Below are 20,618 nucleotides of genomic sequence, written 5' to 3' on the forward strand. Positions count from 1 at the left end.
GTTTATAAATATACTGTATATACATACAGTAATTCATTGCGGAGGGAAAAATGAAAATCGAGTTAACCATTGATCGCATGAAGAAACTTCCTGATGGATCTATACCTGCGCTCGAGTCAGAACTGCTGAAAAGGCTCAGCAAGCAGTTTGATGATTGCCAGCTTACGATTAAGCGTGCCAGCCATGATGGGCTGACTGTTTTCGGGGGTGACAAGAAAGAGGTCGAACATATCGTGCAGGAGACCTGGGAAAGCGCTGACGAGTGGTTTAATTAATCGCGTGAATTTCACTGGAGCAGTTTCAAAGAGTATTGCTGTTTGCGCTCCCCTGGCTGTTCCCGATTACTGTTTATCGTGTCAATAAGTCGCTCTGGGGGAAAATAGTGTGTAGTGCAGATGCCTTTAATGCAGATGATCAATGGTACGACGTGGTCAGAAGGGCCGATAACGCAGTCATCTATAGCTTCCCGGCGGAAGGGAGATATCTGGTTTATCGAGTAAATGGAATAGTTTCATTACGACCGTTACTCGACGAGGAAGAAATCTTCACTCTCAACGGGTTTATGCAATTTGCAAAACGACTGGGGTACCGAGTTACACCACCGTCTGATATTATTCTTTCATAGGCCTGAACACCCTATACCTGATGCGCCACGGAGAGAACCATGGCGCTAGAATTACAACTTATCAAACACCATTCAGGAATACTGATCCCGGCTACTCCCGAGACCAGCGATATCCTGCAATCCAAAACCCGGCTCGGCGATGTTCTTGTGGCCGAGTTCAGACGTGTACGAAACCCGGCATTCCACCGACGCTTTTTCGCGCTTCTCAATCTCGGTTTTGAATACTGGGAACCAACCGGCGGGGCTATCTCGAGTAACGAGCGGAAGCTGATCACCGGCTACGCCAAGTTCCTGGCTTCGTATGGCGGGAATGAAGGCGCGCTTATCGATGCTGCCGAGCAGTATCTTGAGCAGGTTGCTTACCGGCGCGTCACGAATGGCATTAGCCTGTGTAAATCCTTCGATGCTTACCGCTCATGGGTGATCGTCGAGGCAGGGCACTTTGATGCCATTCAGCTACCTGACGGCACACTCAAAAAGCATCCTCGCAGCATTTCATTCGCCAACATGGACGAGCTCGAGTTCCAGCAGCTCTATAAAGCCGCGCTCGATGTCCTCTGGCGCTGGGTCCTGTCCCGTTCATTCCGCAGTCGTGATGAGGCAGAAAATGTCGCCTCTCAGTTGCTTGGCTTCGCGGGGTGATGGAATGAAGTATTCCTGGTTCCACCACACCGATTGCAGCACCGAACAGGCCGATGAACTGGTTAAGCGTTACAAAGCACGTGGCGTCCGGGTTGAGCGTAGCCTTAACCCGGATTACGTGACCTGGACTGTCAGTGCATTTCTTCCGACCTCAAATACGCCAGCCCGCCCGGATAGCCGCTGGCGAAACCGGATGTGGGGGTGAACGTGAAGACATATCAAATCACTTTGCCCTGGCCGCCGAGCAACAACCGGTATTATCGACACAACCGCGGGCGCACGCATATCAGTGCTGATGGCGTCGCGTACCGCTATGACGTGGCCAGTATCATTCGAAGCGCCCGGCTTAATATCCGGACGGCTGCACTACTCAAAATCCGAATTGAATGTCACATGCCCGACCGCCGGCGCCGCGATCTGGATAACCTGCAGAAAGCTACATTCGACGCTTTAACCAAGGCGGGATTCTGGCTGGATGACTGCCAGGTTGTCGACTATCGCGTTGTGAAAATGCCTGTCTTTAAGGGCGGGAAATTAGAACTCACCATTACTGAGCTGGAGACCGCATGAACCTTGAAAACACCCTCAAATATCACTTCGCCAAATCGACAATGATCTGCGACTCTCCGCGTGCAACGGCGTCAGACTCGTTAACCGGGACGGATATCATGGCTGCGATGGGCATGACGCAGGAACGGGCAGCTTTGGGATACAGCGCCTTTCTCGGGAAGATGGGTATCAGCAACAATGACCGGAAGAGGGCGATCGAACTGCTGGCCCAGTACTCGTTGACTAAGTGCGATCGGGTGGCTGCGCTGCGCAAACTGGATCCAGGGGTTAAACCATTGGTGATGCATCAGCTGGCCACCTTCGCGTTCGAAGACTATTCCCGCAGCGCCGCCAGCGTGAAGCAGTGCTATGGCTGCAATGGGGAAGGGTTTATTGACGCTGAGGTTTTCAGCATGAAGTCTCACACTCCGGCAAAAGAGAAGAAGTTCGTGAAGATCTCCCTGAACATGGGCGCAGAGGATATTCGTCCTTCTGAGTATGAGGTGCGTAGAGAGGTCAGGGAAGTAGCGCGCGTAATCTGCCCGCAGTGTAAGGGGAAGAAGGTTGTCAGCTGCGCCTGTAGAGATTGTCATGGACGCGGGAAAGCCGTTAATCAGGCTCTTACAGAACAGCAAGGTGTTCCGGTTCTGGCTGATTGCAAGCGCTGCAGCGGGCGCGGGTATGAACGAATTCCATCAACTGAGGCTTACGCCGCGATGTGCCAGATAACGGATGCAATCAGCCTCGATACCTGGAAGAAGTCTGTTAAGCCATTCTACGATCAGTTGATTACTAAGTTTGACATCGAAGAGGCATGGACAGAAGCGCAGCTCAAGAAGATAACAGAATAGGGCATGAATTTATCGTGAGCTATTTACTTTTCCCGAATCTGTGGTAATTTTGCTCTAACGATGGGTTATTGCCTTCGTTTAAAGCCCTGCGGTTAACACCGTGGGGCTTTTTGCTTAATAGCGATTTAAGAATTTCTAAAACCAACCACCCCCGCGGTGACTTATAATTTTCCCAACCACGCAGGAGGGAAAATGGAAGAAGGTTTCTACTGGATACAGCACAACGGCAGGATTAAGGTTGCCTACTACACCAATGGTGTAACCGAGGATCTTGAAACTGGCCAGACTATAACTGGTGTCTGGCATCTGACGCAGGGAGATCCCCTCTGCGATAACGGAGAAGCGGAAGTTCTCTCCGGCCCGCTTTCTCCACCAATTAGCTAAGAAGATTTATCGCACGTTATTGCACTGTATTTATTGCACTTCATCCTTTTCGAACTACTCTTCTAAATATCCGGTGGAATGGATATGGAAGTGCTTTGTATTTAGTGCGTTCACTAACAGCGTGCATGCTGTTAGCGTCTGGTTGCCTGCTCCTATGAGTAGGCTTTTTTTTGTTCAAAGATAATTCATTGACCACAGGAATGAATAGCACGTAAATTATTTCTGTGGTGAATCCTTTTTAAGCGAAAGGGCGTTCCAGTCAACTGCTATCTGCAGGTATGCGCGCGTCTTTGCTGACTGAGGTAGAGTCACCGGGAGGCACCCGGCACCATGACAACAACAATACAAGTTTCAAATTCCTTGAGAGCCTGCCATAAAAAGCAGGCCTTTTTTTATGGTTTTGTAATCTCCTGCTACAGCTTTGAGCTGTGGGATGTGCCTAATTCTTCGGTGGTTCTCCTGAGCCTATAGTGAATCAGCCGATACAGTTTCACTCCTGAGCATAGGTCTCACTCACACCTACCTTGCAAATAGTCAACTCATTGGCCCGCTTCGAAAGAGCGGGCTTTTTTTATTCCCAAATTTAGCACCCGCACAGAGCGAGGTGAGAGCATGTATCGCATGGACAAATTAACCACCGGCGCTGCATACGGCGCTTCAGCCGGCAGCATCCTAAACGGCATGCTGAATGCCTACAGTCCCGAACAGTGGAACGCTATCGGCGTGCTGGTGGGCATCATCATTGCAGTGATGACGTACCTTACAAATCTCTATTTCAAAATCCGCGAAGACAACCGCCGTTGCAGGAGTCAAGATGAACCCGACACTCAGAAATAAGCTGGTGGGCGTCATTGTTGGCGGATCCGGTGCAATCTCTATAGCAGCGATCATGCTGGGTAATGCTGATGGTCTGGAAGGGCGACGATATTACGCTTATCAGGATGTCGTTGGTGTCTGGACTGTTTGCGATGGGCACACCGGTGTCGACATACGCCGAGGTCATCGCTATACCGATAAAGAATGTGATGCCTTACTGCAGTCAGATCTGCGCAAGGTTGCTGCAGCTATCGACCCGCTAATTAAGGTCCACGTCCCTGAGCCTACCCGCGCCGCACTTTACTCTTTCACCTATAACGTGGGGGCTGGCGCATTCAGCAGATCAACGCTTCTGAAAAAACTGAATGCCGGTGATGTTCCGGGAGCATGCAAAGAGCTGCAGCGCTGGACGTATGCCGGTGGCAAACAGTGGAAGGGGCTGATAACCCGTCGTGAGATTGAGCGGGAAGTATGCGAGTGGGGCCAGAAATGAGCCGATTAACAGCCATCATCTTCGCTGTCGTTATCAGCCTTCTAGTTTCCATGGCTTGGGCGATTAACCACTACCGCGACAACGCCATCGCTTATAAAGACCAACGCGATAAAGCCACTGAGAAACTCAGCCTGTCGATCGCCACCATCAAAGACATGCAGACCCGCCAGCGTGACGCAGCGGCACTGGATGCTAAATACACGAAGGAATTAGCCGATGCGAAATCTCAGCTTGCAGATCTGCAGCGTTGCGTTAGCACTGGTAAGTGTGGGCTGCACGTCAACGCCAGATGTCCCGCGAACGGAGCGACCAGCACCGGCGGCATGGGCGATGCTACCAGCCCCAGACTTACTGACTCCGCTGAACGGGATTATTTCACCCTCAGAGAAAGAATCGTCACAGTGACAAAGCAGGTCGGATATTTGCAGGACTACATCAAAGAGCAATGTTTGAAATAGAGCCGCATCCGTAAGGTTCTGTCACTATCTCGCTCTTGGACACTAGCATTATCTAAAATTTTAAGCGCAACCTGATAGGTTGGGTGATGCCAAAAAAAAAGCCCTCGCAAGGAGAGCTAAAGGAGTCTCAGTTTCACTTGCTCTTTTTATCGATGATTCCCTGGAGTTGGCATTCTCCGCATCAGAGTCTTGGATAGCCTGGCAGTCAACCAATAATCAACAAGCGTAAGCGAAAAGTATTAGGAATTTCCTCAGGCTGACAGTCTTTGATAGTTCTTACTTGTTGCATATGCTTCACATGATATTCCCAATAATCAGATTAAATTTTACTCGAAATCACATGCACAAAAAGGAATGGGTAGAACTGCGTTCTGCCATAAAAAATGCCCCTTGTGAGGGGCAATTATGAGTTGAATCTTTTGTTTTATTTGTGTGCTTCTTGCTCTAAGGCTTTGGCAAAATAACATCTCACACAAATATTGCAAACTAAATACACCTTTAAATGCAATAATGTGAAACCTCGCATCTTGCGGTTGTTGATCCTTGACGGAAAAGATAACCACTGCCTACAGGTTTCGCTGTAGTGGAAGGTTCCCTGTTCATAGTGGCAGTGACGTGTCTGATGGGTCTTCTTGTCATGCGCCAATCTTTAACAAATTAGGCTGCGGGCTTCCGGTGACTAAGCGACGATTCATCAGGAGGTATCCTGCACCATATGGCAAAAGCCCTTGTAATGATGATGGAGATTTTTTTATCATTCTTTAGGGCATTACTGATGCTGGGGTCCTCCTGTAGGTGACTAGTTGAACGTTAGCCCATTCAGCATCTGTTACACAGGTAGTCTACTATTTACATACAGTTAGGTTAGCGGCAATTTATCGATAACTGTCGCCTCACTTGATAATGGAAATAGTAAACGGCCAAAAGAGGTAATAATGAAAATTGAAGAACTGACGCACAAGGCAGAAGAAGAAATTTCTGCCCTCATATCAAAAAAAATTTCAGAGTTACGAAAAAAAACAGGCCATGAAGTTTCCGAAATTGAGTTTATCGCTCGTGAAGCGATGACAGGTCTTGAGGGGTACGAGGTCAAAATCAAACTCCTTTAATCGTATCTTCACAAAACAAGGTCGCTCATGCGGCCTTTTTTATTGCTATTTGACAGTGAGTGACGCAAGGAAAAAACATGGCAAAACCGGACTGGGGCGAGCTTCAGCAACGGTTCCTGTCCGAACATGCCGCAACCGGCGTATCACCGAAAGAGTGGTGTGAAGCGCAGGGACTGAATTATGCGACTGCCCGCCGATACATCAAAAAACCTCATGCGCAAACTGCGCAAAATTCTGCGCAAAAAAAAGTGCGCACAACGCAGAAAGAACAATGCGCAGAAGAGCTGGTGGACATAAAGCTTAGCGCGAAGGTAAAGCGCTTTATTGCTGAATACCTGAAGGACAATAACGCGACAGCCGCCGCTGCACGTGCTGGTTATAGTGACTCAAACTACGGTCGTCAGCTCATAGCGAATCCTAACGTTGCGCAGGCAATTGCGCAGCAGCAAAAAGCCTCCATTGCGCGCACGCTTGGCAGCGCCGATGAAGTCCTTGCGCAGATGTGGCAGCTCGCCACTTTCGATGCAAACCAGCTTTCGCAGTATCGCCGCGGCGCGTGTCGTTACTGCTGGGGCTTCGGTCATCATTACCAGTGGCGCGATGCAGTTGAGTTTGACGAAGCACTCGCAAAAGCGGAAGGCAAAGAGGGTGTAAGACCACCCAAGGACACTGGCGGCTACGGTTACGATCACAACCGAGAGCCTAACCCTGAATGCCCGCGCTGTAATGGTGACGGCATTGGCCAGCCTTACTTCCCTGATACACGCAAACTCCCGGCTGTTTCCAAGCTTGCCTATTCAGGCGTGAAGGTTGGCAAGAATGGTGTCGAAATCACAGCCATCAGCCGCGAAAGAATGTTCGAAGCGGTGATGAAGCGCCTGGGCCTGGCTGACAGCGAGTTCGCGCAGCGCCTGCAGCAGATTGAAATCGAACGCCGGCAGCTTGAGGTCGAGAAACTCCGTAAAGAGCTGGCCGGTGATGGTGACGACGACGAGCCAACCCCAGTACAGATCAATATCAATGTAGTGGACGCGAGGGCAGATGATGGGGATCAGCCCGACACTTAATATTCCTCAGGCGCGCTTCCTGGCAATGCAGCACAAGTTCAAAGCCTACGTTGCCGGATTCGGTTCCGGTAAAACGTGGGTGGGTTGTGGCGGCATCTGCAAAGGGATGTGGGAACACCCGAAGATTAACCAGGGCTATTTCGCGCCGACGTACCCACAAATCCGCGACATCTTCTACCCGACGATTGAAGAGGTAGCCTTCGACTGGGGGTTAACCGTCAAAATCAACGAAGGGAACAAAGAGGTTCACTTCTACGAGGGACGGCGCTACCGCGGGACAACCATCTGCCGTTCGATGGAGAAACCCGGCTCGATAGTCGGCTTCAAAATCGGTAATGCGATGGTGGATGAGCTGGACGTCATGGCGGCTGCCAAAGCGCAGCAGGCGTGGCGAAAAATCATCGCTCGTATGCGTTACAAGGTTGATGGGCTGCGTAATGGCATCGATGTAACGACGACGCCAGAAGGGTTCAAGTTCGTCTACCAGCAGTTCGTGAAGGCGGTACGTGAAAAGCCAGAGCTTGCGGCGCTGTATGGACTGATTCAGGCCAGCACATTCGACAATGCGAAGAATCTGCCGCCTGATTACATACCATCGCTGCTGAGTTCTTACCCTGACGAACTGATTCAGGCCTATCTGCGCGGGAAGTTCACCAACCTTAACAGCGGGACCATTTACCACACCTTTAACCGCAAGCTGAATAACTGTTCTGACGAGATTCAGGACGGGGATCCGCTGTTTATCGGTATGGACTTCAACGTTGGAAAAATGGCCGCGATTGTTCACGTTAAGCGTAATGGCCTGCCGCGTGCGGTTCGTGAGCTGGTGAAGGTCTACGACACGCCGGCGATGATTAAGCGCATTCAGGAAGAGTTCTGGCGCTACGAGGATGGTCGCTACGTGAAGAGCCGGGAGATTTACATCTATCCGGATGCCTCAGGCGACTCCCGCAAATCCCAGAACGCCAGCAAGACCGATATTGCTCAGCTCAATGATGCCGGATTCAGCGTCATTGTTGATGATGCCAACCCGCCGGTTAAGGACCGTATCAACTCAATGAACGCCATGTTCTGCAACGCCAACGGCGAACGCCGCTATCTGGTGAACGTTCAGAACTGCCCGGTTTACACCGAGAGCCTCGAGCAGCAAATCTGGGCGGCCAATGGCGAACCGGACAAATCAGCTGATAACGATCACCCCAACGATGCTGGTGGGTACTTCATCGTGAAAGATTACCCGATCGTGAAACCGGCATACTCAATCACCATGGACACCACTTTCTGATATGGCAAACGACGACATCACCTGGGTTCGACCAGAACACCGGGCGGCTTCTGCTGCTTGGCGGAAATACAGGGACTTTTGCAAAGGGGCTGAAGCTGTAAAGGCAGCGGGTAATAAGTACCTACCTTATCTTGATCCAACCGATAAATCCACGCGCAACCGTAAACGTAATGAGGACTATCTGAACCGCGCGGTGTTCTATGCCATTGCGGGCAATACGAAGATCGGCATGCTTGGGATGGCGTATCGCAAGGACCCCACGTTTAACGGTCCTGAAAAGCTGAAATACCTGCTGGACAATGCTGACGGGGCCGGTACCAGTATCTATCAACAGTCACAGCTGGTGGCCGAGAACGTGCTGGAGGTTGCGCGAGAGGGGCTTTATGTCGACTACGCACAAGCATCCGATGAGGCGATCATCCTCCGCTATCCGGCAGAGAACATTATCAACTGGCGAACAAAGCGAATTAACGGGCGCGATCAGCTGGTGCTTGTGGTTCTGCGCGAATGCGTAGAAGAGCCGGATGGTTACGCTTACAAGGACGAAATACAGTATCGCGAGCTGGCGCTGGAAGAAGGGCGATTCATCTGCCGGGTGTGGCGCCGGGCTGGTGGCACAGCAAGCGGAACCTACACCGTCGATAGCGAATATCATCCTAAGCCTAAAGGGCAGGACTACTGGGATGAAATTCCGTTCACATTCGTCGGGGCCCAGAACAACGATCCTACCATTGATGATTCACCGCTGGCTGCGCTGGTGGAGATAAACCACGGGCATTACCGTAACAGCGCTGACTATGAAGACAGCGTATGGTTCTGTGGCCAGGTGCAGCCGTACATGACCGGGCTTGATACCAACTGGCGCGATCACCTCGAAAAGAAGGGCGTGAAAATTGGTTCCCGATCACCGCTTTTGCTTCCCAAGGAGGGGGCGTTTGGCTATGCCCAGGCGCAGCCGAACATGCTTGCTAAAGAGGCCATGGACAGCAAGCGCGATTACATGGTGCAGCTTGGCGCCCGGTTGATTGAGCAGAACGCCACGGCGAAGACGGCAACCCAGGCAAGCGGGGAGCAAACATCCTCAACGTCGGTGCTCGGTATCTGCGTATCAAACGTTTCTGAGGCCTATACGCTGGCGCTGGGATGGTGTGCGAAATACCTCGGCATCAAGGGCGAAACGACGAGTTACACCATCAATCAGGAATTCATAGCGAAGGTTGCCGAGTCGGGCATGGTGACGGCAATCGTCAACGCCTGGCAGTCCGGTGCGCTGCGCGATAGCGATATGATTCGTGCACTGCAGAAACTCGATCTCATTGACCCGGCCGACAGCCCGGACGAGGTTATTGATGCGCTTCGCAATCAGGCACCCATGTTGACGGGAGGCTGATATGCCCACCATTAACGAAAACCTGCATGATGAATCGATTGCGCATTCCGTCTGGTTAAGCCGCTACGCCACCGGCGTGGCAAACCGGATGGTGAAGTTGCTTAACGAGATGGATGCTGACCTGTCGGCACGTCTACTGGATGCGCTGGACAGATTGCCTCCTGAGAGCTTCACCGTTAGCCGTCTGCAGAGTTTACTGGGCAACGTGCGTGAGCTTAACCATCAAGCCGTAGCGTCCATGCAGGCAGGGCTCGAGAGTGAGCTGGTGGCGCTGGCAAAGAACGAAGCCAGTTATCAGCTGAGCCTGTTCGATTCCCTTCTGCCATCACAGGTCTTGTCTCACTATCCGCTGCAGGGCATCACCGCCGATATGGTGTATGCCGCGGCGATGGCGCAGCCCTTTCAGGGGCGGCTGCTGAGTGAGTGGGCGGTTAATCTGGAATCGGACAGGCTGGCGCGTATCGTGAACGCTGTCCGCAGGGGTTATCTTGCCGGCGACACGGTAGAAACTATAGCCCGCAATGTTCGTGGCCACGCCAACAAAGACTATCGCGACGGCGCGCTGCAGATGAGCAGGGCAAATGCCGCCAGCATCGCTAAAACAGCCGTAAATCATCTGGCTGCCACAGCACGCAACAGCTTCACCATTGCCAACAGCGATATCGTAAAAGGCAAACAGTGGCTGTCTACGCTGGACAATAAAACCAGCCACGACTGCATTATTCGTGACCTGCTGCGCTATACCCTGGATAACAAACCGGTCGGGCATAAGGTGCCTTACCTACAGGGACCCGGGAAAATTCATTTTTGCTGTCGTTCTACTGAAACCCTGATCCTCAAGTCGTGGCGCGAACTCGGCATTGATATTGATGAGATGGACGAGGGCACTCGAGCCAGCATGGATGGGCAGGTACCGGCGAAAACCTCATATCTGGAATGGCTCGCGCGTCAGCCCGCTCAAAGACAGGATCAGGTTCTGGGTGCCGAGCGTGGCCGTCTGTTTCGAGCGGGTGAAATCGACCTGGCTGATATGTTCACTGACAAAGGGGAATGGATCAGCCTGGAACGTCTGAAGCAGCTCTCAGGCACAGACAACTAACAATCACATCTTACTCCACGCCCTGGCATCCGCCGGGGCTTTTTTATGGGCTAGGCCCGGCAAAATCCCGAGGGGAAATTATGTTAATTCGAAACATGCTCTTGAAATTTTACGCACCAGAAAGTGGCGGCGAGGGCAGAGGTGGCGGTGGTATCGAAATCACCCCAGAAATCCAGAAGCTGATTGATGAGCGTGTGACCAGCGAAGTCACTGGCCTGAAATCGAAAAACTCTGAGCTGCTGGGCACCATTAAACAGCAGAAAGAAAACCTGTCCCGCTTTGAAGGTATCGATCCAGACGCTGTACGCGGCATTCTCCAGCGTTTTTCCGACGACGAAGAGGCAAAGCTGATTGCCGCAGGGAAAATCGATGAGGTGCTCGATAAGCGCACCGAGCGTCTGCGTGCTGACGTCGATAAGCAAATCAAAGCCGCAAACGAGCGCGCGGACAAAGCCGAAGCGTTCTCCAATAAATTCCGGGATCGAGTTCTGGGCGATGCAATCCGTGCAGCAGCCTCAAAAGCTGGCGCGCTGCCGGAAGCATCCGACGATCTGATCCTACGTGCCAAAGGCACATTCCAGCTCAACGACGAAGGCGAGGCCGTAGCAGTTGATGCAAATGGCGATGTTCTGTTCGGTAAAGACGGCAAAACTCCACTAAGCCCGCTTGAGTGGGCGGAGTCTCTTAAGGAGACGGCTCCGCATCTGTTCCCACGCGCAGAAGGCACCGGCGCGGGCGGACACAAACCAAACGGCGGTGGCAGCCTGAAACGTTCCGAAATGAGCGCCAGCGACAAAGCGGACTACATCCGCAAGCATGGCCAGCAGGCCTTCCTCAAACTTCCGAAATAAGGAATTAACCCATGTCTACCACTGTTAATAGTGACCTTATCATTTATGACGATCTGGCGCAGACCGCTTTCCTCGAGCGCCGCCAGGACAACCTGGCAATTTTCAACGCGTCCTCCAACGGTGCGATCCTGCTGGATAACGAGCTGATTGAAGGCGATTTCCGCAAGCGAGCTTTCTACAAAGTGGGCGGCTCAATCGAATCGCGTGACGTTAACTCCACCGAAAAAGTGACGGGTAAGAAGATTGGCGCCGGTGAAGCCGTATCAGTCAAAGCGCCGTGGAAATACGGTCCATACGAAACTACCGAAGAAGCGTTCAAACGCCGCGGCCGCTCGGTTGACGAGTTCTCCGAAGTGATCGGCACTGACGTGGCTGACGCGACGCTGGAAGGCTACGTGAAATACGGCCTGAAGGCGCTGACGGCAGCTATTGGCGCCAACGCGGATATGGTGGTCACCGCCGATATCGAAACAGACGGTAAGAAGACCCTGACGCGCGGCCTGCGTAAGTACGGCGACAAGTTCAACCGTGTTGTGCTCTTCGTTATGCACTCCGCCACTTACTTCGACATCGTGGATGAGGCGATCGCCAACAAAATCTACGAAGAAGCTGGCGTGGTGGTCTACGGTGGTCAGCCAGGCACCCTGGGTAAACCTGTGCTGGTGACCGACACCATGGACGCTGATGCGATTCTTGGGCTGGTAGCCGGAGCGGTTACCGTCACCGAGTCTCAGGCGCCGGGGTTCCGTTCCTACGACATCAACGATCAGGAAAACCTGGCGATCGGGTACCGTGCTGAAGGCGTGGTGAATGTCGACCTGCTAGGTTACAGCTGGGATACCTCGAAAGGTGACAACCCGGACCTGACCAAAATCGGCACTGCAGGTAACTGGAAGAAGCACTTCACCAGTAACAAATCTACGGCTGGCGTGCTGATTAAGCTGGGATCCGCAGCGGGGGAGTAACGCTGTCAGCGGATAAAACCTCCGCAACCGCTGACAGCACCGATGCGGTCACCATTTCCCTTAAGTACGCGCTAAACGGCGCAGGTGTTTCCGGCAAAACCGTTGCCTGGAATTCAACCGGCGGCACGCTCAGCACTGTCAGTTCTCTAACCGGCTCTGCTGGTGGGGCGACGGTCAAACTTACCTCTGATATGGCAGGTACTTTCACAGTCACTGGTACTGTTGATGGTATTGCTAAATCGAGTGAGGAAATCACCTTCACCGCACCTGCAGCTGGCTAATCGATGGGGCGTAAGCCCCATTCACCGGATGCTCAGATGATTAATACTGATATCACCGCCGCTGACGTTAACAGTTACGCCAGCGAAGATGAACTGGCGTCATTTGCCGCGCTGAGAGGGATTGAGCTGCCTGAAAAGCTCGCACCGTTACTGATTAAGGCGATGGACTACCTGGAAGGGCTTGATTGGGTAGGTTCCAAAGCAGACCCTCGACAGCCGCTGGCATGGCCACGCGTGAATGTAGTTCTGGATGAACATGATTTCCCGCCGGATGAAGTTCCACGGCAGGTTATAACCGCGCAGTGCATGCTGGCGGTAGAGGCAGTCGACGGCGATTTACTCTCCAGCGTGCGCGAAGCCGCTGTGAAAACCGAACGTGTCGAAGGCGCCGTAACCATGACCTATGCGGTTGCCGACGGTGAGGTGTTTACGCCAACTTACCCGGCGGTAATGGCTATTCTCGGCGACCTGGCTGGTGGGCGTGGATATGCAATCAATACTTTCGCGGAGCGCGCGTAATGGCCATCAACTATCAGCGAATGCAGGCGACAACGACTCGTATGCTCAAGCAGAACGGCATTGCATACAACGTCACGCGTAAGGGCACGTTAATCGTCATCGGTGGTGTGGAGCATCGTTACGAGGATATCCAGTTCACCGCCACAGGAGTTAAGACGGATTACGCGCCAGGCGAAATTGATGGAACCGTCATTGAAAACGGTGATGTACGGATTGTCTTCACTGCTGAGAAGGTAATTAAAACCGGCGATCTGATCGTCGTGGACGGCGTAATCCACCGCGTAGTTAAACCTAACCCCGTGAAACCGGGCCCTGTGGTGATCTGCTACAAAGCTCAGTTGAGGGCATAACATGGACGATAATAAGGCGTTCACGGCTGCCATCACCGCGTTCGTGGACAAAGCCAAAGCTAATCAGGTAGCGGTCGTACGTGCTGTCGGCATTCGGATCCTTAATCAACTGGTGATGATGTCCCCAGTGGGCAACCCGGAGTTGTGGGAAGTTAACCAGACAGCCGTTTCCTATAATCGCGCTGTGTACGACCACAACGAGGCGCAACGGGCGAACCCCGACAACCTGACCAAAACAGGACGGCTTAAGAAAAAGGCACGGCTGGTGGATGGGATGGATATCAAAGCGCCGCCCGGATATACCGGTGGACGGTTTCGGGGCAACTGGCAGGTGTCTTTTGATGCACCGACAATAGATGAAACAGGCCGTATTGATAAAACCGGAAATCTGACAAAAGCCGCAGGAAATTACACGCTGTCGCTGTTCAAAGTCGGGATGAAGGCTATTTATTTCTGCAACAACGTCCCTTACGCGTATCGACTGGAGATGGGGCACTCTTCCCAGGCTCCGGGAGGGATGGTACGCATTACTGCTGCTGAGTTTCAGCGATTTTTTGAGGAAGCAGTAAGGGAGGTGACTAAATGATCCCCGATATCGCGGCGGCGCTAGCCGCAAGGCTAGGCGAGTGGGCTGATGCCGAAGATGTCCCGGTTGCCTGGGAAAACGTACCGTTCACACCGCCATCTGATGGGCTCTATCTTGCTGTCCATGACATGCCCGCCACGCCGCGTACGGTAGACCTTGGATTGCGCTGCCGCATTTATTCAGGTGTATACCAGATTAACGTTGTGGCCCCAGCAGGCACAGGCCGTACCGATGTTGCGGCCCTGGCTGATCGCGTGGCTGAATTGTTCCCCGAGGGGCAAGAGATTGAAGGCAGTGGCTTTACATGCTGGATAGATCAAACGCCTGGTGTTTTCCGCGGTATCACTACATCTGTCTCTTATACCGTTCCCGTTAGTCTCAATTATCGAGCCGATATCTCCAGCTAATCCTTGCAACCTTCTAAACCTGACCGGCACTTTGCCGGTTTTCCCGTTTCTAAAGGAGTAACCAATATGGGCTTTGCATTGCCTAACGGCGCTCACGTCTATCTGGCATCGGGTTATGGCCCAGCCATTACTTTCACTGGGGCGACGAACGCCGAAAATATGGTGATCACCGTGAGTGAAGCGGACGCACTCAAGGTGGGTGATATTGTTCATGTGAACTGCAATTGGTCCGGTGTTGATAACGTCATTGCAAAAATTGATGCGATTGCCGAAAGCGCCGTAACTCTTCGCAATATCAATACCACCAACAAAAACAAATATGCCGCTGGTGGCGGTACCGGTTCGATCCGCAAGGTGCTTGAATGGACCGAGCTGCCGCAAATTACTGAGGTGTCGAAATCTGGTGGCGATCAGAACACCACACAGATTCAGTTCCTCAGCGATGATCGCCAGCGCAACCTGAATACCTATAAATCCGCAGTCTCCCAGACCTACTCGATCGCGCATGACTCCACTCTCCCCGTATATTCGCTGCTTCGCCAGTTGGATGAAGACGAAGAGACGGTTGCGGCTTACATGTACGTGCCGAAGGCGAAGGAAAACCGTTACTGGGCGGCCACGGCGTCTTTTGACGATACGCCAACTACTGCGGTTAACGAGGTAGAGACAGTAAGTGTGGTGCTGAACCTGCAGTCACCGGCGATGACGTTCTACAAGGTGACTGACGCTGCCGCCTAGCCGTCAGAGCTTTCACTATTCCATGCCTCCCATTGTGGAGGCTTTTTTCCGTTAAGAGGTATCGATGGCGACCAAATTCACTCTTCAGCCCAAACCAACATTTAAGGCCAATGTCTCGATCCCCCGGGCCGGCGATGAGGATGGCGTGTTGACGTTCACGTTTAATCACAAACCACTTAAAGAACTGGCTGACCTGGAAAAACTCGAAGGCAAAACCGCCACTGATTTTCTGATGGAAATCATTGCTGGCTGGGCACTTCCCGACGCATTCAACGCGGAAAACCTGTCGGTGCTGCTGGAGAACTATCCGGCGGCGATGAAGGCCATCCCGGAAACCTACTACCGTGAGCTGATGGGACAGCGCGAAAAAAACTGATAGCGGTTGCCTCTGCGTTCTATACGCCTGAACCCACCGCGGCAGATCTGGCGCCTTACGGGCTTACGCCGGATGACTATGACGATAATTTCGTAGATGTCTGGCCCGATATCTGGCCTTCATTCCTGGTGTTTCAGGCTGTCAGCACGCAATGGCGAACGGGAATGGGCGGCGCGTCCGGGCTCGACTATAACGTTTTGCCCTGGGTAATGCGTCTGCACAACATTGACGACGAGGTAACCGCGCTTTCTGATATCCGGGTGATGGAGAGCGCCGCACTAAAAGTTATGCATAAAGAGAGGGCGGAATGAGTAACGATATCGCCACGATTTCCCTGCGTGTAAATACCGGCGAGCTGGAGCGCGGTAATCAGGCACTGGATCGCTTTCAGGAGACCGCGTCCGCCGCGGCAGGTAAAGCGGATGACCTGAACAGTACGTTCCGCACCGGTATCGACAACCAGAAGAAGAACAGCGAAAGCCTGAAGCAACAGCGCCAGGAGCTGCAGAACCTGCTGAATAAAATCAGCCCGGTCAACAAGGCGCTGGATGAACTGGATACTATCCAGGAGAGCCTGGCGAAATTTCGCGTTAAAGGGCTGGTGGGAGACGAGGATTTTACTCGCTACAACAGCGTGCTTGAGACGACCCGAGCTAAACTGGCGCAGGTCATGGAGTCTGAGACCGCAGAGGGGCGGGCTCGCATTGAACAGGCACAGGCAGCGCAGCGTGCAGCTGCGGCGGGCAAAACCTTTATCGATTCGCTGGAAGAGCAGGTCACAGCAATCGGGAAAACGCGCGCAGAACTGTTAGAGCTAAAAGCAGCCCAACTTGGCGTGTCCGATCGTGCTGCACCGATGATCGCCCGACTGAAAGAGCAGGAGGAAGCGTGGAAGTCAGGAGCGATCAGCGCGGGGCAATACCGCAACGCGATGCGTTATCTTCCAATGCAAATGACCGACATTGTAACTTCATTGGCGTCCGGTATGCCGGTTTATATGGTAGCCATTCAACAGGGCGGCCAGCTGCGCGATTCGTTTGGCGGAGTAGGCAATGCTCTGAAAGCGATGTTGTCGATGGTGACTCCTGCCCGAGTGGCCATTGGTGGCCTGGCCGGTGCTGTACTGATTGCGGCCAAAGCGGGATCGGACTACTTCACCGCCTACGACGAAATCAACAAGGCCATTATCAGGACTGGCAACATTGCCGACACGTCAGCGCTCCAGATCATGGCTTCCTCCCAGTCTATTGCTGCCTTTACTGGCGCTACTGTAGGTACCGTTCAGAGTTTGATGACTGAGCTGGTTGGTATGGGATCGATGACACAGCAGCAACTTGAAAAAGCGGCGGGCTCCACGGCGATGGCGGTTCAGACCGGTATAGTCTCGGCGCAGGACATCGCCAAAGCCTATAAGGACATCGAAAAAGACCCTGTTAAAGCGCTGCAGAGTCTCAACGAACAATACAACTTCCTGACCGTTTCACAACTTAAGCATATTGACGATCTGATAAAGCAAAAGGACCAGACCGCGGCCGTTACGCAGGCTATGGACCTGTTTGGCGATACGATGGCAAAACGTGGAGAGCAGGCTTACGACTCGCTGACACCGTTTGGGCGCCTGTGGCTGGATATCAAAGGCTGGGCGTCTGAGGCCATGCAGAGTATCGGTCAGTGGGTTGCTGAGCTGACATCAAACACACTGAAGGAATTCAACGCAATTTATTACAGCGTTGCGATCGTTTTCCAGAAGCTGAACCAGATTATTTCTTCCTCTATCGCTGCCGCGATTAATCTCGTTCCCGACTGGGCGAAAACAGATACTCTGCAGGGATGGCAGGACTACAACGAACAAATGGCAGGTGCTTATGGCGACAGCGTTTCTCAGCTGAAAAAAGACTGGGATGCGGCTGATATCAGTGCAGGTAAATACCTCGATATGACCAGAAAGATAAGTACCGCAACCACCCAGAAGGATCGTGAAGGAGTCGCTTCTTTTGGTAAAAAGACGAAAACCGGAAAGCAGGGCGCTTTATCGGCTGGCGATCGCAGCACGGCTGCTGCCCAGGCCGAGCTACTGGCGCTTCAGGCACAGTTACGCGCGCTGCAGCAGCATAAAGGGCTGAACGACACTATCAGTCAGCAGCGCAAAGATCTGTGGACGACTGAAGCGAAATTTCAGGTGCTGGAGGAGGCCTCGCGTTCACGTTCACTGACAAAGCAGGAGCAATCCCTGCTGGCGAGTAAAGACCAGGTGCTTCAGTTGGCACGGCAGAAAGCCCTGTTAGGTGATCAGATTACCGCGCAGGAACAGCTAAACAAGCGAATGGATACCTCGCAGAAATACGTCACGCAGATGGCAGAGAAACAGGCTGCATTAGTGAACGGTGCCGGGATGAGTGACCGTCAGGCACAACGTGAGCTGGCAAAAAGCCAGCTTTCTTCTGGCTGGATCAACTCCGGCGGCACGCTTGACGACGAGGGATATCAGAAGCAGCTTAAAGCGGCGAATGATTACTATGATGCAGAGGACAGGTTGCGTGACGACTGGTTGACCGGCGCGAAAAAGGGCTGGGCTGAATTTGAGGACAGCGCGACCAATGTTTACTCGCAGGTGCAGACGATTACCAGCAATGCGTTCACCGGGATGGCCAGCACACTCACTGACTTTTTTACTACTGGTAAATCTAACTTCTCAGACTTCCTGACTACCTTCCTGAAGGGCATAGCCCAGATGCTGACTCAACTGGCTCTGGTTAATGGAATGAAGTCAGCCTTTGGTGGGACGAGTATCGGGGCTTTTTTTGGTTTCTCTGGTGGCGGTCTGGTGCCGGGATTCGATAGCGGCGGTTACACCGGTGATGGCGGCAAATACCAACCGAAAGGTGTAGTTCATGGTGGTGAGTTTGTATTTACGAAGGAAGCGACCAGTGCATTGGGTGTGGGCAATCTCTATGCGCTTATGCGTGGAGCTCAGGGGTATGCAAACGGCGGCTATGTTGGTACTGCCCCATTGTATGGGCTGCAATCAAATGCAGCTGGTGGCGTAACCGTTCAAACTTCCGTGGTCGTTCAAAACCAGAACACTCACCAGCAGACTTCTGGAAACAACGAAGCTATTTCTCGGGCCTACAAGCAGACCATTGATCAGTCAGTGCGTGCAGGGATTGCGAGGCAGCTCCAACCAGGTGGTTTGATCTGGAATGCAACGAAATCACGTTAGAAGGCAAAACGACTATCCAATGAATCAATGCGCGTAAAACCGCGTAAATCCGCTAGGTTGTTCTAGAACTTGGCCGATAAAACACTCTACAAGCACTTTTCATGGAGTTGGCAGTGAAAGCAAAAATTGCTATTTGGTTAATTGGTTTTGTATTGGGCGTGCCGGTGACGATAGCAGGTGTCGAATGGGCGATGTTCAAATACAACAAGCAACTTGTTAACTGCGGTACAGATGCTGTTCATGCCAGCATGAGCGTGATGGATTTGGAGAAGTACTCTAAAAGTACTCAGGAGCTGAACCTAATAGCTGAAAATTTGGGCAAGTGTAAGAATGAAGCTAGCCCTCTTAAATCTAATCTCGATTTCATGCGTGATGAAATGGGTCGAAGGAATTAATAACCTATTTTCAGTTTTATTTTTAAACCCGCTTCTGCGGTTTTTTTATGCCCGGAGAAAGCATGGCAATCGAAACGTTCACCTGGCGAACACAGATACAGGCGGGAATGGAAGGATCGTTCAGCCTTAAAGCGCGCTCTGCAACCTTTGGCGACGGCTATGAGCAGATCGCCGGGGAAGGCATTAACCCTGAAAAGCAGTCATGGCCTGTCACGCTGACGGGGAAAAAAGCGGACATGCTTCAGGCCCTGAAATTCTTTCGTTCTCACGTCACAAAGTCATTTATCTGGACATCGCCAGTTGGCGAAACAGGGCTCTATCGGATTGAGGCCGAATCAATCAAATCACAGCCCTTATCCAGCAATGTTATGACCATTTCCGCAACATTCAAACAGGCGTACGCTCCATGATCACAGCAGACTATCAAAGCCTTGAGCCCGGCAATAAAGTCCGGCTTATCGAAGTTGATGGCTCTACGTTCGGCGTGGATGATGTACTGCGATTTCACGCGTACAACCTCCCGCACACGGAAGAAGAAATCGCCGCCGCTGGTGGTGATGAATCAAAGCTGAAGGCGAAAAGCATCTGGTGGCAGGGGGAAGAATATGCCGCCTGGCCGTATCAAATTGAAGGGCTAGAAGCCTCCACAGAAGGCAACAGTGCCCAGCCAACGCTGACGGTTGCAGATATCGAAAGCAAGATTACAGCGCTGTGCCTTGCCTATGACGATATGCTACAGGCGAAAGTCACTATCCATGACACCTATTCGCACTATCTCGATGCGAAGAACTTCCCTGCAGGTAACGCAACAGCTGATCCGCAACAGGTCAGAAAACGAGTTTTTTACATTGATAGCAAAAGCAGCGAAATTCCGGGAGAAAGTATCGAATTCGTACTCGATAGCCCGATGTCGTTACAGGGAAAGATGATCCCTACACGTCAACTTCATTCTCTGTGTACCTGGTGTATCCGGAATAAATATCGCACCGGCGACGGCTGCGACTATGCCGGTACCCGCTATTTCGACATAAACAACAACTCGGTGAGCGATCCGTCGCTGGATGAATGCAACGGCACGCTGACGGCCTGCAAACTTCGATTCGGCGAAAATAACGAACTCTCATTCGGTGGTTTTCCGGGCACGTCTTTGATCAGGAGCTGA

Annotated in this window: 29 protein-coding genes; all 29 read left to right on the plus strand. The window is 52.3% G+C overall.

Annotation, left to right across the window (positions count from 1 at the left end; translation table 11 throughout):
• Positions 1 to 50 precede the first annotated feature (50 nt).
• Positions 51 to 275: a DinI family protein gene (locus AB8846_RS19475; RefSeq protein ID WP_063441146.1), complete on the plus strand. Its 225-nt coding sequence runs from the start codon at positions 51 to 53 to the stop codon at positions 273 to 275.
• 107 nt (positions 276 to 382) lie between these two features.
• Positions 383 to 625 (plus strand): hypothetical protein, encoded by a 243-nt coding sequence (locus tag AB8846_RS19480; RefSeq protein ID WP_072034227.1) that lies wholly within the window; start codon positions 383 to 385, stop codon positions 623 to 625.
• Positions 626 to 664: 39 nt separating this feature from the next.
• The gene (locus AB8846_RS19485) at positions 665 to 1,267 is read left to right on the plus strand and encodes a DUF1367 family protein (protein ID WP_370733438.1); all 603 of its coding nucleotides are present in this window, start codon (positions 665 to 667) and stop codon (positions 1,265 to 1,267) included.
• A 4-nt stretch (positions 1,268 to 1,271) separates the two neighbouring features.
• Positions 1,272 to 1,472, plus strand: coding sequence for a hypothetical protein (locus AB8846_RS19490; RefSeq protein ID WP_071957454.1), 201 nt, complete (start codon positions 1,272 to 1,274; stop codon positions 1,470 to 1,472).
• 2 nt (positions 1,473 to 1,474) lie between these two features.
• On the plus strand, positions 1,475 to 1,837 hold the full coding sequence (rusA, locus tag AB8846_RS19495; protein ID WP_370733439.1) for a crossover junction endodeoxyribonuclease RusA: 363 nt from the start codon (positions 1,475 to 1,477) through the stop codon (positions 1,835 to 1,837).
• Positions 1,834 to 2,667 (plus strand): antitermination protein, encoded by an 834-nt coding sequence (locus tag AB8846_RS19500; protein WP_370733440.1) that lies wholly within the window; start codon positions 1,834 to 1,836, stop codon positions 2,665 to 2,667. Before rusA ends, AB8846_RS19500 begins: the two co-directional genes overlap by 4 nt.
• A 192-nt stretch (positions 2,668 to 2,859) precedes the next feature.
• The gene (locus tag AB8846_RS19505; protein ID WP_370733441.1) at positions 2,860 to 3,051 is read left to right on the plus strand and encodes a hypothetical protein; all 192 of its coding nucleotides are present in this window, start codon (positions 2,860 to 2,862) and stop codon (positions 3,049 to 3,051) included.
• Positions 3,052 to 3,663: 612 nt separating this feature from the next.
• On the plus strand, positions 3,664 to 3,888 hold the full coding sequence (locus tag AB8846_RS19510; protein ID WP_370733442.1) for a class II holin family protein: 225 nt from the start codon (positions 3,664 to 3,666) through the stop codon (positions 3,886 to 3,888).
• Positions 3,866 to 4,360 carry a lysozyme gene (locus tag AB8846_RS19515; protein WP_370733443.1) on the plus strand — a complete coding sequence of 165 codons (495 nt, stop codon included), beginning with the start codon at positions 3,866 to 3,868 and terminating at the stop codon, positions 4,358 to 4,360. The genes AB8846_RS19510 and AB8846_RS19515 overlap by 23 nt, the downstream gene beginning before the upstream one ends.
• On the plus strand, positions 4,357 to 4,818 hold the full coding sequence (locus AB8846_RS19520; protein WP_370733444.1) for a lysis protein: 462 nt from the start codon (positions 4,357 to 4,359) through the stop codon (positions 4,816 to 4,818). The genes AB8846_RS19515 and AB8846_RS19520 overlap by 4 nt, the downstream gene beginning before the upstream one ends.
• A gap of 935 nt (positions 4,819 to 5,753) precedes the next feature.
• Positions 5,754 to 5,927 carry a GnsA/GnsB family addiction module toxin gene (locus AB8846_RS19525; RefSeq protein WP_065419808.1) on the plus strand — a complete coding sequence of 58 codons (174 nt, stop codon included), beginning with the start codon at positions 5,754 to 5,756 and terminating at the stop codon, positions 5,925 to 5,927.
• A gap of 77 nt (positions 5,928 to 6,004) precedes the next feature.
• The gene (locus AB8846_RS19530; RefSeq protein ID WP_370733445.1) at positions 6,005 to 6,994 is read left to right on the plus strand and encodes a terminase small subunit; all 990 of its coding nucleotides are present in this window, start codon (positions 6,005 to 6,007) and stop codon (positions 6,992 to 6,994) included.
• Positions 6,972 to 8,279 (plus strand): terminase large subunit domain-containing protein, encoded by a 1,308-nt coding sequence (locus tag AB8846_RS19535; RefSeq protein ID WP_181616708.1) that lies wholly within the window; start codon positions 6,972 to 6,974, stop codon positions 8,277 to 8,279. The genes AB8846_RS19530 and AB8846_RS19535 overlap by 23 nt, the downstream gene beginning before the upstream one ends.
• Before the next feature lies 1 nt (position 8,280).
• Positions 8,281 to 9,669: a DUF4055 domain-containing protein gene (locus AB8846_RS19540; protein ID WP_211437932.1), complete on the plus strand. Its 1,389-nt coding sequence runs from the start codon at positions 8,281 to 8,283 to the stop codon at positions 9,667 to 9,669.
• Position 9,670: 1 nt separating this feature from the next.
• On the plus strand, positions 9,671 to 10,768 hold the full coding sequence (locus AB8846_RS19545; protein WP_370733446.1) for a phage minor head protein: 1,098 nt from the start codon (positions 9,671 to 9,673) through the stop codon (positions 10,766 to 10,768).
• Positions 10,769 to 10,848: 80 nt separating this feature from the next.
• On the plus strand, positions 10,849 to 11,619 hold the full coding sequence (locus AB8846_RS19550) for a hypothetical protein (RefSeq protein ID WP_370733447.1): 771 nt from the start codon (positions 10,849 to 10,851) through the stop codon (positions 11,617 to 11,619).
• Positions 11,620 to 11,630: 11 nt separating this feature from the next.
• The gene (locus AB8846_RS19555; protein ID WP_046092056.1) at positions 11,631 to 12,584 is read left to right on the plus strand and encodes a major capsid protein; all 954 of its coding nucleotides are present in this window, start codon (positions 11,631 to 11,633) and stop codon (positions 12,582 to 12,584) included.
• Between the two features lie 53 nt (positions 12,585 to 12,637).
• Complete coding sequence (locus tag AB8846_RS19560) at positions 12,638 to 12,865, plus strand: Ig-like domain-containing protein (protein ID WP_370733500.1); 228 nt, start codon at positions 12,638 to 12,640, stop codon at positions 12,863 to 12,865.
• Between the two features lie 36 nt (positions 12,866 to 12,901).
• Positions 12,902 to 13,384, plus strand: coding sequence for a DnaT-like ssDNA-binding protein (locus AB8846_RS19565; protein WP_370733448.1), 483 nt, complete (start codon positions 12,902 to 12,904; stop codon positions 13,382 to 13,384).
• Positions 13,384 to 13,734, plus strand: coding sequence for a hypothetical protein (locus tag AB8846_RS19570; protein ID WP_370733449.1), 351 nt, complete (start codon positions 13,384 to 13,386; stop codon positions 13,732 to 13,734). The genes AB8846_RS19565 and AB8846_RS19570 overlap by 1 nt, the downstream gene beginning before the upstream one ends.
• 1 nt (position 13,735) lies before the next feature.
• Positions 13,736 to 14,320: a hypothetical protein gene (locus tag AB8846_RS19575; protein ID WP_370733450.1), complete on the plus strand. Its 585-nt coding sequence runs from the start codon at positions 13,736 to 13,738 to the stop codon at positions 14,318 to 14,320.
• On the plus strand, positions 14,317 to 14,727 hold the full coding sequence (locus tag AB8846_RS19580) for a DUF4128 domain-containing protein (RefSeq protein ID WP_370733451.1): 411 nt from the start codon (positions 14,317 to 14,319) through the stop codon (positions 14,725 to 14,727). Before AB8846_RS19575 ends, AB8846_RS19580 begins: the two co-directional genes overlap by 4 nt.
• Before the next feature lie 66 nt (positions 14,728 to 14,793).
• A complete protein-coding gene (locus tag AB8846_RS19585; RefSeq protein WP_370733452.1) occupies positions 14,794 to 15,465 on the plus strand; it encodes a phage tail protein in 672 nt (223 codons plus the stop codon).
• Positions 15,466 to 15,529: 64 nt separating this feature from the next.
• Positions 15,530 to 15,841, plus strand: a complete 312-nt coding sequence (locus AB8846_RS19590; protein WP_024907206.1) for a phage tail assembly chaperone — start codon at positions 15,530 to 15,532, stop codon at positions 15,839 to 15,841.
• A 47-nt stretch (positions 15,842 to 15,888) separates the two neighbouring features.
• The gene (locus tag AB8846_RS19595) at positions 15,889 to 16,152 is read left to right on the plus strand and encodes a DUF1799 domain-containing protein (protein WP_370733501.1); all 264 of its coding nucleotides are present in this window, start codon (positions 15,889 to 15,891) and stop codon (positions 16,150 to 16,152) included.
• Positions 16,149 to 19,061 (plus strand): phage tail tape measure protein, encoded by a 2,913-nt coding sequence (locus AB8846_RS19600; protein ID WP_370733453.1) that lies wholly within the window; start codon positions 16,149 to 16,151, stop codon positions 19,059 to 19,061. Before AB8846_RS19595 ends, AB8846_RS19600 begins: the two co-directional genes overlap by 4 nt.
• Before the next feature lie 113 nt (positions 19,062 to 19,174).
• The gene (locus AB8846_RS19605; protein WP_370733454.1) at positions 19,175 to 19,456 is read left to right on the plus strand and encodes a hypothetical protein; all 282 of its coding nucleotides are present in this window, start codon (positions 19,175 to 19,177) and stop codon (positions 19,454 to 19,456) included.
• 62 nt (positions 19,457 to 19,518) lie between these two features.
• Positions 19,519 to 19,866, plus strand: coding sequence for a phage tail protein (locus tag AB8846_RS19610; RefSeq protein ID WP_370733455.1), 348 nt, complete (start codon positions 19,519 to 19,521; stop codon positions 19,864 to 19,866).
• Positions 19,863 to 20,618 carry a phage minor tail protein L gene (locus AB8846_RS19615; protein ID WP_370733456.1) on the plus strand — a complete coding sequence of 252 codons (756 nt, stop codon included), beginning with the start codon at positions 19,863 to 19,865 and terminating at the stop codon, positions 20,616 to 20,618. The genes AB8846_RS19610 and AB8846_RS19615 overlap by 4 nt, the downstream gene beginning before the upstream one ends.

It is taken from the genome of Enterobacter sp. KB-221C9 (genome assembly GCF_041320715.1).
GTDB lineage: Bacteria > Pseudomonadota > Gammaproteobacteria > Enterobacterales > Enterobacteriaceae > Enterobacter > Enterobacter asburiae_D.

Bases quoted from the DNA above. Each gene is read 5' to 3' on its own strand.
- AB8846_RS19505 (WP_370733441.1), top strand. From the start codon at position 2,860: ATGGAAGAAGGTTTCTACTGGATACAGCACAACGGCAGGATTAAGGTT.
- AB8846_RS19515 (WP_370733443.1), top strand. From the start codon at position 3,866: ATGAACCCGACACTCAGAAATAAGCTGGTGGGCGTCATTGTTGGCGGA.
- AB8846_RS19475 (WP_063441146.1), top strand. From the start codon at position 51: ATGAAAATCGAGTTAACCATTGATCGCATGAAGAAACTTCCTGATGGA.
- AB8846_RS19585 (WP_370733452.1), top strand. From the start codon at position 14,794: ATGGGCTTTGCATTGCCTAACGGCGCTCACGTCTATCTGGCATCGGGT.
- AB8846_RS19610 (WP_370733455.1), top strand. From the start codon at position 19,519: ATGGCAATCGAAACGTTCACCTGGCGAACACAGATACAGGCGGGAATG.
- AB8846_RS19555 (WP_046092056.1), top strand. From the start codon at position 11,631: ATGTCTACCACTGTTAATAGTGACCTTATCATTTATGACGATCTGGCG.
- AB8846_RS19600 (WP_370733453.1), top strand. From the start codon at position 16,149: ATGAGTAACGATATCGCCACGATTTCCCTGCGTGTAAATACCGGCGAG.
- AB8846_RS19530 (WP_370733445.1), top strand. From the start codon at position 6,005: ATGGCAAAACCGGACTGGGGCGAGCTTCAGCAACGGTTCCTGTCCGAA.
- AB8846_RS19570 (WP_370733449.1), top strand. From the start codon at position 13,384: ATGGCCATCAACTATCAGCGAATGCAGGCGACAACGACTCGTATGCTC.
- AB8846_RS19590 (WP_024907206.1), top strand. From the start codon at position 15,530: ATGGCGACCAAATTCACTCTTCAGCCCAAACCAACATTTAAGGCCAAT.
- AB8846_RS19550 (WP_370733447.1), top strand. From the start codon at position 10,849: ATGTTAATTCGAAACATGCTCTTGAAATTTTACGCACCAGAAAGTGGC.
- AB8846_RS19545 (WP_370733446.1), top strand. From the start codon at position 9,671: ATGCCCACCATTAACGAAAACCTGCATGATGAATCGATTGCGCATTCC.
- AB8846_RS19490 (WP_071957454.1), top strand. From the start codon at position 1,272: ATGAAGTATTCCTGGTTCCACCACACCGATTGCAGCACCGAACAGGCC.
- AB8846_RS19510 (WP_370733442.1), top strand. From the start codon at position 3,664: ATGTATCGCATGGACAAATTAACCACCGGCGCTGCATACGGCGCTTCA.
- AB8846_RS19565 (WP_370733448.1), top strand. From the start codon at position 12,902: ATGATTAATACTGATATCACCGCCGCTGACGTTAACAGTTACGCCAGC.
- AB8846_RS19535 (WP_181616708.1), top strand. From the start codon at position 6,972: ATGGGGATCAGCCCGACACTTAATATTCCTCAGGCGCGCTTCCTGGCA.
- AB8846_RS19520 (WP_370733444.1), top strand. From the start codon at position 4,357: ATGAGCCGATTAACAGCCATCATCTTCGCTGTCGTTATCAGCCTTCTA.
- AB8846_RS19615 (WP_370733456.1), top strand. From the start codon at position 19,863: ATGATCACAGCAGACTATCAAAGCCTTGAGCCCGGCAATAAAGTCCGG.
- AB8846_RS19580 (WP_370733451.1), top strand. From the start codon at position 14,317: ATGATCCCCGATATCGCGGCGGCGCTAGCCGCAAGGCTAGGCGAGTGG.
- AB8846_RS19575 (WP_370733450.1), top strand. From the start codon at position 13,736: ATGGACGATAATAAGGCGTTCACGGCTGCCATCACCGCGTTCGTGGAC.
- AB8846_RS19525 (WP_065419808.1), top strand. From the start codon at position 5,754: ATGAAAATTGAAGAACTGACGCACAAGGCAGAAGAAGAAATTTCTGCC.
- AB8846_RS19485 (WP_370733438.1), top strand. From the start codon at position 665: ATGGCGCTAGAATTACAACTTATCAAACACCATTCAGGAATACTGATC.
- AB8846_RS19540 (WP_211437932.1), top strand. From the start codon at position 8,281: ATGGCAAACGACGACATCACCTGGGTTCGACCAGAACACCGGGCGGCT.
- AB8846_RS19500 (WP_370733440.1), top strand. From the start codon at position 1,834: ATGAACCTTGAAAACACCCTCAAATATCACTTCGCCAAATCGACAATG.